This window comes from Bacillus taeanensis (genome assembly GCF_003318295.1).
GTDB classification, from domain to species: Bacteria; Bacillota; Bacilli; order Bacillales; family UBA6769; genus Maribacillus; species Maribacillus taeanensis.
On record NZ_QOCW01000015.1, the window covers coordinates 52,008 to 65,021 of the forward strand.

Below are 13,014 nucleotides of genomic sequence, written 5' to 3' on the forward strand. Positions count from 1 at the left end.
TTACAATAACAAAAACGCACTTTGGAAACTTCTTACTTACACATTATAATTAGCTTTAGAATTATTTTCAAACGGTTGTTATAGACAGAATTCGACATATAGGTGCAAAAATACCTTATATTCACAATTCCGAAAGAGGTAAAAATCTAATAAAAATACTATTTTGGAGTTTAGAAATATTTGTTTGATTTATTGTATGAGGCCTTGCCAGTTATACATATTACCGTTATTGTTCTGTAGAAAATACAGAAAATGAAATGTATGAACTTCTTATAGAGAAAATCTCTGAAAAAAGTATTGAGAGAATTGAAATTGATAAAAAGGACCCAATTTCAATTTTGCTAATGGGTGGAGTAAACAGAAGAAGAAAAGGCAATGGCTGAGACTTCGTAAAAGAATTGAGTTGAAGAAGGAATTCGCCATCTTTCTCTTGCTCTTTTCGAATATTTTTGACGAGTTTCTTCTATTATATATGTTTTTGTAAACGCTATCTTATTGGGTAGATTTTTTTACAGTAAAATTCATCTAGGAATAGTTAATGATTTACTAGTAAGCTTCTCTCTTCATGTCTAACCTCTTTTCCTTTCCTATCAATTTCTATATAATAAAAATTGGTATATTTATAGATTATTTTACTAAATAAGTTATTTAGAAGAGATGGTGAATATGGATAAGAAATACATACTATTAATTTTTGTCGGCATTATTGTTATTGGTCTTATGGGAGTACTAACTGTTCATGCGATTCAATCTGATAACATTTCAGCCCAATATGAAAAGGCAGCTGAATTGTTTGAAGAAGAGGACATTGAAAAAAGTATTGAAGCCTATCAAAATGTATTAGAAATCGATCCTTTACATCTGGAAGCGCGATTAGGTTTAGCTGAAGCTTATACGGCGCTCTCACAGTTTAAAGAAGCAGAAACAGTATTAAAGGAAGGAATCAAGCTGGCACCTGAAGATCCTACCTTTTATCTTTCGCTTTCAACTCTTTATGTGAAACTATCACACGTTACGTCAGCACTGAAAATTTTAGATCTCGGGATGACTCAATCAAATGGAAGCGAATTACAAACAAAATATAGTGAAATAGAAGAAAATATTAAAATTAGTAGTGAGCGTCTCCTCGTTCAAAAAGGCTATGAGCACAAGTTATCCTTAGTATTGGAACAAGAAGGTGCTTTGATTCCTATGAAAGCAGAGTGGGAACTAGAGGATGAAAGCATTGGCACACTTGAAGTCATTGATGAAGGACAAGCCGTTACGTTTCTCGGAAAGGAGAGTGGAGAAGTAAAAATTACAGCCAAGTCTGGTTCTATCTCACGAGAAATTGTCCTAAAGGTACAGGAACACGTCTTAGAAAGTATGAGCGTAACACCTGAAGAGCTTGAACCACTTGCCATTGATCAAAGTCTCACTTTAACAGTAACTGGTCAAGATGCTGCTGGTGAAGAGATGACATTTACTCCAACGTGGACATTAGAGAAGAAGCTTGGTGACCTAAGTGCTAATGAAGGAACTGAATCATCCTTTACAGCGCGTAAAGAAGGAAAAGAAATTATTACAATTTCTTATGAAGAGTTTGAAACAGAAGTTGAAGTGCTTATCGAAGGAGACAGCCGCACAGTAACAACAGAAGTCACTGGAGAAGGAACGGTTTTGCTTTCTCCTGAGCAGGATTCTTATCCTTTAAATAGCGTGGTTACACTTACAGCACAGCCGCAGGAAGGCTGGAAATTCGTACGCTGGGAAGGCGATATCTATGGTACGAATAACCCAGGTACAGTAAAAGTGACCGATCATATGGCAATTCATGCTGTATTTGAACGAATTGGTCATACATTATCTCTTTCATCAAGCGGTGAAGGGCAAATCTTAAGAAGTTCTCTTGATACAACTTTCTCACATAATGAATCAATTGTATTAACAGCAAGAGCTGCTGAAGGTTGGAAGTTTGAGCGCTGGGAAGGAACGGTTTCTGGGACAGCGGCTCAAATTACCGTGGTGATGGATAACAATCAATCACTGCGCGCCGTCTTTACGAAAGTGGAAGAAGAAGCACAACCTGAACCAGATCCTGACAGTTATTTGCTTTCTGTTAGTAAAACAGGTGAAGGAACGGTTTCAAAGAGCCGCTCAGGTAGCAGTTTCCCAGCAGGAACGCAAGTAACGGTAAGTGCTTCACCGAGTGCGGGCTGGAAGTTCGTGCGCTGGGAAGGCGATGTTAGCGGTACGTCTTCTTCAGCAGTCGTGACAATGAATGGCAATAGAAGTGTACGCGCCGTCTTTGCCAAAAAAGCGCCTGAAATAAAGCAGTACACACTTTCAACTCTTGTTGTCGGCAGCGGCTCAATTAGCAGAAGTTCTGGCGGCTCCACGTTCCCTGAAGGAACAACGGTAACACTAACCGCAAATCCAGCAGACGGCTGGACATTCGTCCGCTGGGTAGGTGCTTCCTCTTCAAGCAGTGCAACAACGAGTGTAACAATGGATGGAAATAAATCTGTTAGTGCTGTGTTTGAGAAGGTGGTTGAAGAAGAGCCTGTAAATAGTGAGCCTGAGGAAACGGATGAAAATAGCGAAACAAATGAATAGAAAAAAAGATGGAGAACCGGAATGGTTCTCCATCTTTTTCACCTTCTTTATTGACCTACACTCTAATTTCTAAGAGCTAACCTTCTTAGAAATCAAAAAGTTGTTAATCATATACCTGTTCATTTTGTAAGTTTTAAGTAAATGTCATTTGCTTCGGTCATTTTTATTTTAGCCGATTCAACCAGTATTTTTGCCAAGTTTTTTTGAAATCCAATATTTCCACCGTTAATTTCAATGGCTTTCCTTGCAAATTTCTCAGCGAGATCAAATTGCTGCAAATCAAAGTAAACTAAACCTAAATTTGCATAGCCATGGGCAAAAAGTGGATTTATTTCTATTCCTTTTTCAATTAAGGAGAGAGCTTCTTTCAACTGCCCTTTCCGTCTCAATAGAGAACCAAGTTTAACATATGCCTCATACTGATAATCAGATAATTCTATTGTTTTTCTCCAACTTAATTCCGCACCTTGTGGATGACCATTTGCATAATATGCTTCTCCTAATCGCAGTTGAATAAATGGCACAGTAGGCCACTGCTGAGACAATTCTAATAAAGAATTTAACCAATCCTGCTTAGTTAATGAGTTTTTCTTTCTAAAAATATTATAAATTTCTGGAATACAATCAGGGTTTTCAAAAATAGTACCCCTTCTTTGGTAAGAAGATATAATAGAACCATTCCTTACATACTCGTTTACCAATTTTTCTAAATCACCATTTTGAAAAAGTTGAAGTCCTGGGTGTTCTGAACCTCTAATTGACGTTATCTTTATATTTTCAAGATGAAGAATATGATGGGCGCCAAATAAGTCAGATTCGTCATTTTCTGGGACAAACAAAGTTAACGGAACCTTCTTTTCCTGTATCAATAGTTTTAAGTCATTATATTTTATTATATTTTTATTTTCCATAATATATTTTGAACGACTGCTTCTAGAACCTTCATACCCCAGTTTTGATTCTAAGGAAAATGCTAAACATCCGTCAGCATTACCTAACATAGCATATAAAGTAGCACCAAAAGCACCCATTGAGGAACCAAACGTATAAACCTTTCCATTACCAATTTCCCTTGCCATTTCAACAATTTTCACGGCCGAATTTTCACAGTTATCTGTGAGTCCATCAATTCCTCCAGTATACCAACGATAATTTTTGTCATTAAGAAAAATAATATTCGCTTCAACATTTAATATCGCTTTATATGGCTTAAATTTACCTTTTGGCACTCCTGCATTTGTAAACGCCACTAAAGTGGGCAAGTGCTCGCCTTTTTTAACAATCTTTATATAATCACTTTTTATATCAATATACTTATCATTTATCATTTATCTATGCTCCTTATCTAAGCTATTATTATGCTGCTTGGTTGTTAATTTTTATTTAATACAGCTGCAGCTCTCTCAAAAAAATCCCAACGCTTTTTTTACTAGACGCTGGGATTTTTCATCAAATTATTTCTTACCTAACAAACTTAAATAACTTTTCAACTTATCTTTTTTGCTAATATTAGCATTGCTGATCCCACCGTAGTCCTTAAGAAGCTTGGCAGCAACGTATTTTTTCGGATGATCTTTTACCATATTTGCATAATCAGCTATTACTTCCTTAGAAGGGGATAGCTTTGCTAGTAAAGCTATCGATTCTACAAATGTATTACGATGCAGGACACGTAGTGAATGAATATCTTTTGGATAGCTTGTACCATTCACAATAATGTTATTATTTTTTAGCGAGACCTCAGGTATTTGAGGCTTTTTACTATTGTTTTTTACTGGTGCAGCTGTTTTTGGTTTCGGGCTTTTTGCCGGCTGCTTTTGGACTGCTGGTTTTGGTGCCGGATTTTTTGCTGGTTGTTGTTGAACACTAGCAGCTTTTACTGGTGCTGTTGGTTTTGGACTCGGCTTTTTTACTGGTGCTTTAGCATTAGCAGAGTATAATGCTTTATGCCCCTCTTTCCAAATGCTTTCAGAGTCTGGTGCACCTTCGTTCGGTGTAAGGATGTATCGTTTATTATGACCTGCAAAAGCATTATCAAACAACATCCCCTTTAAAACCTCTGCTTCACGTTTAGATGGCTTTCTTAAAACCGTATCTAATAAATATTCAGCTGAATTTGCTTCAATTGAAGTAAGATCCGGGTTATCTTTAAAAATACGAAGCCAGCTATCAGCAAACTGAAGCACGCCGCGATGAATGGCATTTACTTTTGCAAGGTGTTCTGCCGATCCAAGCTCTTCTTTGATAACTCTAATTTCAGAAGACTTATCTTCTACCACTTCAATTAAGCTTCCTGTTGCTTCATTGACAAGTGTTTCAATAATGAGATTATGACTTAACATAATATCTGATTTATAGGCTGGATTAATATTCTTTAAATAATAACTTTCCGCATTTTCAATTGGATCATGACCAAAATCATCAGAATAAGTCATAAAGAACGCAGGCTGCAGTTCCTGTTCGAAAATAGAATTAATCATTCGATGTGTGGATCCTTTATAACCGAAGTCAACTCCAAGTGTTTTCTTGCCTAAATCAATACCCTGCTGCTGTAAATATTTCTTGTAAGCACGTCTTTTTTCATCAAAAGGCTTACGTACCTCTGCCCAATTTTCGGAAACATGTTCGTAGACGATACCATATATGGCAGCTGGTGTTAACTTACCAACAGGAATATCAATATCTTCCACACTCCAACGCGTAAGGATATGATCTGAAATTGCATATGGATCTAATCCAAAGCGATTTTCAAGCAGCATCGAGAAAGGATTTTTTCTCGCATAATCATCAATGCGAATTTTAAAGAAATCCTCAGGTGATTGAAGGTTTAACCCCATCAATCCGCGGCGTGATGTTGCAATATAATGAACATCAAATTTTTCAGCTTCACCGCGTGCTTCAAGAATTTTCTTTACAATTTTACTCGGTAAATAACAATCTCTTGCAAAGAATAGAATAGCATCGCAGTTCTTTTCCTTCGCCTGCTCAATAATCCATTCTGAGAATGAATATAAAAGAGGGCCTAAGGCTAAGAAACCAAATTCCACCCCATTTTCTAAAAAGCCTCTGTCTTTATTTGGATCTATTACTTCATTTACATCTTTAAACGTTTTAATTTGATAAAATTCTTCTGCAAACATAGAGAGTGCCGTTCTTAAAAAGAAGCTGTTATTGACAATGTTTGGTGATAATTTGCGCTCTTTTAAAATTTCTAACGCTCTCTCACGTGCTGAAGAAATTCGTACAGAATTCCAGCCTGCTGCTCCAGCACGCTCTAAGTCGCCAATTGGATTATCTCCAATATGTAACACTGTACTTGTATCAACATTTAATTCTTCAGCAACATGTCCAAATAAATCACCTGAATGCTTCTTTTTACCAATCTTTGAAGAAACGTAAAGTGTTGTATATTCTGTTATCCCTGCATTTGAAAGGGCACGAGCTACAAACGCCTCTTCATGGATAAAGTCCGAAATAATAATAACAGGCTTTCCGGCTTTTATCGCTTCATTAAACAGGAATTTCCCAACCGGACGTGCTTTTAACACACTCCATTCAATCTTTTGCTCTAAATCAATAAGCTTTTGTACATCACTTAACTTTCCACCAAAGCGCTCAATCATTAAAGAGTACACTTCATGAATTGTGATTTCCTCCACTGTGCCTTCTGCTTTAACAGCAAGTTCAGCATCACGCTCTCGGCGTAATTGGCGCTCGACTCCAGCTCTCAGTTGAGCAAATGTTTGAGTGATATAATTCGGTACTTCAATGGAGTGTTTGCCTTCTGAAAGTTCCTTTTGCATAATTGCAAATACATCTTCCGGCTTAAATACCGCTCTGCAAAGCAGGGTATCAAATACATCAAATGATACGACACTTGCTTCTTTGATTTGCTTGACTAATCTTTCTAAATAATCGGTATCTTGGTGAAAGCCTTTATGACCAAGACGGTTTAACTGACGTACTGCAGCACGATTAGATGAAGCGGTACTATAATGAAGCGGGTTTTCTTTTACACTTTTTACAACATTTTTATTAGGAAGAAGGTCAATCCCAGATTTTCCTTTCGCTTTGTTTGCTGCCATTTCTGTAAATATAGAAGCAAGGTAATCCGGCTCTCCTAATAATCGAGACTCTAGGAAAGTCTGTCTGCTAAGCATAAGCGCCATAATATGATCATTATTGTTTTCCTCACTGTACTGCTGCGTTTTTAAGTTTGTTTGATCAGCAAGATGTGCTAAGTGTGAACGAGATGGAGAAATTAATTTACGGTTATAAAACTTAGCTTGCAGACCAATCGTACTTGAAATCGAGCATGTCGCATCTGCCCACGGAACAATAAATTGAGAAATATTATCCACTTTTTCAAATTCCTTTGAATACAAGAAATTAGGGAAATTAGAAGTTAAGAAATCAATATTTTTATCATTAATGGCTTTCTCTTGAACAAAACCACTTACATATTGAGTCGCAATAACCCCTGTATCTTCAGGTGTGTTCTTTAATACATCAATTAAGAAATCGAATTGAGAATCATAACTGCAGTTCTCGTAAAACCCGAAATATTGCGAGATTTGCAGAGGTACTAATATAAATTTCTTAAACCGCTCTGATCCTTTTAGTTTTGAAAGAATTAACTCTTTTACTGCATTCTCTTCATAAAATGCTTCAAATTTGTTGTGAATGCTGTAATATGCTTCAAGTTCTCCAGGAGTTGCTTTTACTGTACTTAAATCTCCTTCACCGAAAACACTATCTTTATACAACCCAACTGGATCAAGAGAAATTGTTCGTGGGTATGGCGGGCGCATGAAGAGACCTGGCATCAAATCAATTACTAAAGCATTTGGAAACATTGCTCGAAAAATAGTTGTTGGAAACTCCCAACAAATGATTAAGTCAGGCTCCCAGCCTTTAAATAATGATTTAAAGTATCCATTTATGTAGGCACGCTCTTCTGAAGTGAAATTATCATTGTATGACTTACGAATAAAGGCATCTCCAAAACCAAAAATATCTGTATCTCTTCCATAATCAACGATAAAGCTGTTGTTATTGTTAATTTTTGTTGGCTTTGCTTCTCTTTTAACTGATTCAAACGTATGCTTAGATAGTAAAAATTTAACATCTAAATTATTTACTTTGGATAACGTGTTAGCTAATGGATCAAGATATTTTGTATAAGCACCTGTTCGAAAATTTGGGTCTCCCATATCAATTGTAAAATTAGACATGAAAAGAACATTCTTAAATGAAAACTTCCCCATGCTATCTTCCACCCTTTCTTTACCTACTTCTATATTTAATTTATCTCATTGTTTACACAAGCATTTGAAATGTTTTCGCTTTTAGTTTAGGATAACATCCCTCATTAAAATTATGCTTTATGCCTATCTATTCAGGTTAAACCTTATGTTCAATTAAATAATCAATTACATCAAAAATTGTGCCTGGTAAGCCAGTTCTTGGATTGATATAGCGCGGATAGAGAAGATACGCTGCTGCAAACACTTCTGTTACGCTGCGTTTTTCTTGTCTTCTTGCTGTTATTAAGCGATCGTTTGTAATGCCCCAGCCTGCATAAAACGGCATTCCAAAACAATACACTTCCTTGTTCATAAGCAGGGCTTCAAAGCCTAGCTGTGACGTTACAACATATACTTTATCCACTTTTTCTATTAAAGAAAGAGGATTGCACTCATCGTATATAAATGTTGTGGCACTATCTACATCTTCAACAGTTAAATTACCTTCTTTTTTCCCTGAAATAACATCAGGATGTGTTTTTACATAAATATCAGCATCAGGATGATCCTGTTTGGCCGCTTCATACATTTCCTTAAAACGGTTTTGATCCGCTAAGCCAAGCGTTATCGACATATCGCCAAGCGTTTGATCAACGACTAATACTCTTTCTTTGCCATTTTCCTTGAAAACATTTGAACCAATCATCGGGGCTTGGTTATATTTACTTAAATAATTTTCACGGATCAATGTTATTGCTTTTTCGGCATCGGCGAGAAGTTCTTCCGTCTCCCATCCTGAGCTGTTTAAAATATTTTCAAGTCGAGAAGGACGGGTTGCATCATAATAAATGCCGGCATCATCCATACAAATCGAGTAAGGCGGCGCACCATTCACCCCTAATCCGACCGAACGGAGAAAACCATCTTCTAAGGCAAGATAAGGAACATTGTATTTTCGGCTAAATGCAATCGCTTTTTGAGCGCTTGGCTTCATTCCCCATCCCGCAATATAACTTAACTCAACAGCATGTTTAGCTGGATTAAATTCAACTTCGCCTTTTAAGAAAGATTGTAAGTTAGGAATAGCTTGAATTCCTTTTGATAAAATCCCGATCTTCCCTCTTTCATTTATTTCAATTGAAGGCTCTTCAGGAGGTTTGTTATGCTCGATTTGCTTTAAGTTATGAATAAGTTCAATCGCTTCTTCAATGGTGATTTCTTCTTTTGTAAAGGGATTAAAATACTTTGGGTATAGCATATAAGCTGCTGCAAATACGTTTTGTAAGGAGAGCTGTCTTTTTCTTCTTTCAACCGTTTGGCGATCATCTGTTAAACCCCAGCCTGAATAAAATGGTGCTCCTAATGTTGTAACGGGAATTCCTCTTAGTAATGCTTCAAAGCCTGATAAGGATGTAATAGTATACACATGATCAATGGTTTGAAACGCATCTGTGATACTAAGCGGCTCTGTAATCACTTGTGCAATCGATTTAACATCATTAGGATTTGACTGCATCGCACGCTTTCCGAATAAAACGTCTGGATGCGGCTTATAGATGATTTCAGCATCCGGATTTTCTGTTTTGGCAAGCCATACTAAATCATTGTTGGTCATTTGTTTTGAGCAACCTCGTTTAATTGATTGATCGTCCTCAACTTGACCAATAACTAAAATTCGCTTCCGTTCTTTTTTTCCGTAAATTTCTTCAATGTTTTTTGCACCAACATTGTTATACTTACTAATATTTAATTCATTAAGACTTTGCATGCAGTGTTCTGCACGCTTAAGCAGTTCTTTGTCGCCATCAAAATCGTAGGTATTAAGCAGATCTTCTAAATCACTCGGCTTTTCAGCGTCATAATACAATGCTTGAGAGTCAATACAGAGTGAAAGAGGAACACTATGGGAAGCACCTAGTTGGACAGAGCGAATAAAGCCATCCTCCATTCGGTAGTAAGGAATTTCTTTATTTTCTGCATATTTTTTCAGTTTTAAGCTATCTTTATAACCCCACACCATAATAACCCGATCTTGATATTTTTCTGCAAGATTTACGACTCGATCCACATTTTCACTGTCTTTTACAAAGATCACGTCATATTCCTGTAAGTAAGCTTGGATAAAATCATATTTCCATTTGCTAAAACCAACTAGTAATGCGACTGGTTTATCTGTTTTAATTTTTGGTGTTAATTTCTTTTGCAAGATCGCTAATTTAATAAAAGTTTTATTGCCAACTGCTTTCTTTACTGTTTTTTTAAACTTCCCCATTTCTTTCACCTCATAAGCAAAGATTATTGCTCGTATTGTTTTTACTCAGCTTGACTAATCCGTTCAATGGCTTCTTCAATCGTAATTACTTCTTTACGATAGGGATCTATGTACTTCGGATAAAGAATATAAGCTCCAGCAAATAATTCTTCCGTTGTGAGTTTCCTTTTTCTCCGTGTAACTAGTTGTCTGTCATCCGTTAATCCCCAGCCTGAATAAAACGGAGCACCTACAGTAGTTACTTTAATTCCACGAATTAATGCTTCAAAGCCTGATAAAGATGTAATCGTATAAACATGGTCAATCGTTTTTAGAGAATCAACAAGACTAAGCGGTTCTTCAATAACTTTTGCAATATCCTTAATTTCATTCGGATCTGACTGCTTCAACCGTCTCCCTGTTAATACATCGGGATGGGGTTTATAAATAATTTCAGCATCACTGTTTTCTTTACGTGCCAGTCTTACCAAATCGTTGTTTGTCCAACGCTTATCGCTGCCCATTTTGATAGAAGCATCATCTTCCACTTGACCGATAACGAGGACACGTTTTTTCGTCTTCGGCCCATATAGTTCTGCTATCTCTCTTTTTTTAACATGGTTATATTTGCTTATCCCAAGTTCATTCAACATTTTAATGCAGTGTACAGCTCTTTTAAGAAGAAGAGGATCATTATTAAAGTGATACGTATTTAACAACTCTTCTAAATCACTAGGCTTTGTGGAATCAAAGTACATTCCTTTCCAATCCATGCATAAAGAAAAGGGAGCGGTATGCATCGCTCCTAAGCCTACTGAACGTACAAATCCATCCTCTATACGCACTACTTGTATTCCATGTGTCTCAGCATATTGGCTAATTTTCTTATCTTCTTTATAGCCCCAAACAACAAATATTTTATTTGGCGTTCTTTTAAACACAAAGGAAAGTCCCCACAGCTTTTCTGCGGCAGGAACAAAGACAACTTTATAAGTTGATAAATAAGACCTTATATAAGATTGCTTCCATTTAGAGACATTGAAAACAAAGGCAACTTTTTGTTTATCAGTATGAAGTGGATTGATTGTCCACTGAATAAGTTTTACAAAAAGCTGTCCGGCATTTAACATGCTTTTTATAATTTGTTTAACCTTGCTCATTTAGCTGCAGCACTTTCCATGACTCTTGATTTCTTCTTTTTATTAACAATTTCTTCTTCATAAAATGCTAATGCTTCATTAAGCTCTCCTTCAAACAATTTCTTGCCTTTATGAAGCACAATGCCTTTTTCACAAATATCTCTCATTTGACTGTTGCTGTGAGAAACAAACACAATCGTTTTTCCATGCAAATAGTCTTTTATTGCCGCTAGTGCTTTCTTTCTGAAAGAGGCATCCCCAACAGCTAATACTTCATCAAGGAGAACAATTTCCATATCAACATGAATCGCAATCGAAAAACCAAGCCGAACTTTCATACCAGAAGAGTACATTTTGATTGGTGTATCAATAAAGTCTTCCAGTTCAGCAAATTCAATAATGTCATCAATGATTTCAGAAATTTGCTGTTCAGACAAACCTAGGATGGCGCCATTAATATAAATATTTTCTCGACCTGTCATTTCTTTATGAAAGCCAGCTCCAAGCTCAATAAGTCCGCCAATATTGCCGTTTATATTAATCTCACCTCTTGTTGGTGAAGTAACTCCTAAAATCAATTTAAGCAGTGTACTTTTTCCAGAACCATTGCCGCCGATTATCGCAACAGATTCACCTTTCTTAATCGATAAAGAAACATCTTTTAATGACCAATGATAATCCATGCCGCTCTTTTTTCCGAGCAGCTTATTGCGGATTTCTCGCAGCCCTTTTACTTTTCCAGACTTCGAATATCGTTTTCCTACATCTCTTAACTGTATCGCATAATCTTTCATATAAAAAACCCCTACTTTTTTATATTACATCGGCAAAGTTTTTCTCAAGCTTCAAAAACGTAAACCATCCTATGAGTAATACAACCAATCCAAACACAAACGAATACGTTAATAATGTAAAATCAGGCAGTTGGTTGTGCAGAAGGGTGCGGCGATAACCATCAATAATTCCCGTCATCGGATTTAAAGCTAAATATGGCTGATACTGAATGGGTATAAAACTATAAGAATAAATAATTGGACTTAAGTAAAACCATACTCTCATTACAAGCGGTGTTAGTAAGCCAATGTCGCGAACATACACATTGGTAGCCGCTAAAATAAACATAACCCCTAACGTTAAAATCAATTGAACTGCAAAAATAAGAATGGCATAAAATGAGTTAACCCCCGGCATTACCCCATAATATAACATAAGAAGTAAAATACTAATGGAAGCAAATAAGAATGAAATCATTTCAGATACTAACTTCACAAAAACAAGCGCCGGTCGGTAAAAGTTCCTCTGCTTAATAATTCCCGCAAAGCCGGTAATAATCTTTGGTGCCCCTCCAGCTGCCCCTGTAAAAAACCGCCACGGAATAATAGCAGCTGTTAAAAATAAAGGATATGGAAGTCCTTCACTTGGCAGTCTTACAAAAAGAGAAAATACAACTGTTAAAATCATAATAAGAAATAACGGCTGAAGAATAATCCAAAGACCGCCTAAAATAGATTGTTTATATTGGGATTTTATTTCACGTTTTGTTAACACCCAAATAAAGTTTTGATTTTCTTTTATTTTTGACAAATGGTTGGATATCATGCTGAAACACCCTATTTTTTTGTATTTAAACTCCATCAAACCTTAAAATGGAGCGGATCGTTTGTACAGTATCATAACAAGAAAAAAGCAGGTATCTGCACCTGCATTGTTTCATAAAAACGAGTATTAGCAAGTGAATTAAGAGCTAACATGCTGATTTCTAAGAGAAGTTTTCTTTGTAAAC

At 36.3% G+C, this 13,014-nt stretch carries 7 protein-coding genes; 1 reads left to right on the plus strand and 6 read right to left on the minus strand.

Annotation, left to right across the window (positions count from 1 at the left end):
• Positions 1–666: 666 nt before the first annotated feature.
• Positions 667–2,595, plus strand: a complete 1,929-nt coding sequence (locus DS031_RS14270) for an InlB B-repeat-containing protein (RefSeq protein WP_181833171.1) — start codon at positions 667–669, stop codon at positions 2,593–2,595.
• Positions 2,596–2,714: 119 nt separating this feature from the next.
• Here the strand turns inward: DS031_RS14270 and DS031_RS14275 are convergent, their stop codons facing one another.
• From DS031_RS14275 to DS031_RS14300, 6 genes are all read right to left on the minus strand, one after another.
• Positions 2,715–3,923, minus strand: coding sequence for a tetratricopeptide repeat protein (locus DS031_RS14275; RefSeq protein ID WP_113806751.1), 1,209 nt, complete (start codon positions 3,921–3,923; stop codon positions 2,715–2,717).
• 126 nt (positions 3,924–4,049) lie between these two features.
• The gene (locus DS031_RS14280) at positions 4,050–7,862 is read right to left on the minus strand and encodes a hypothetical protein (RefSeq protein WP_113806752.1); all 3,813 of its coding nucleotides are present in this window, start codon (positions 7,860–7,862) and stop codon (positions 4,050–4,052) included.
• 136 nt (positions 7,863–7,998) lie between these two features.
• Entirely contained in the window at positions 7,999–10,113 is a 2,115-nt protein-coding gene (locus tag DS031_RS14285; RefSeq protein WP_113806753.1) for a capsular polysaccharide export protein, LipB/KpsS family, read from the minus strand.
• Positions 10,114–10,154: 41 nt separating this feature from the next.
• Positions 10,155–11,252, minus strand: coding sequence for a capsular polysaccharide export protein, LipB/KpsS family (locus tag DS031_RS14290; RefSeq protein ID WP_113806754.1), 1,098 nt, complete (start codon positions 11,250–11,252; stop codon positions 10,155–10,157).
• Entirely contained in the window at positions 11,249–12,025 is a 777-nt protein-coding gene (locus DS031_RS14295; RefSeq protein ID WP_113806755.1) for an ABC transporter ATP-binding protein, read from the minus strand. The genes DS031_RS14290 and DS031_RS14295 overlap by 4 nt, the downstream gene beginning before the upstream one ends.
• A gap of 19 nt (positions 12,026–12,044) precedes the next feature.
• Positions 12,045–12,830 (minus strand): ABC transporter permease, encoded by a 786-nt coding sequence (locus DS031_RS14300; protein WP_113806756.1) that lies wholly within the window; start codon positions 12,828–12,830, stop codon positions 12,045–12,047.
• Positions 12,831–13,014 lie beyond the last annotated feature (184 nt).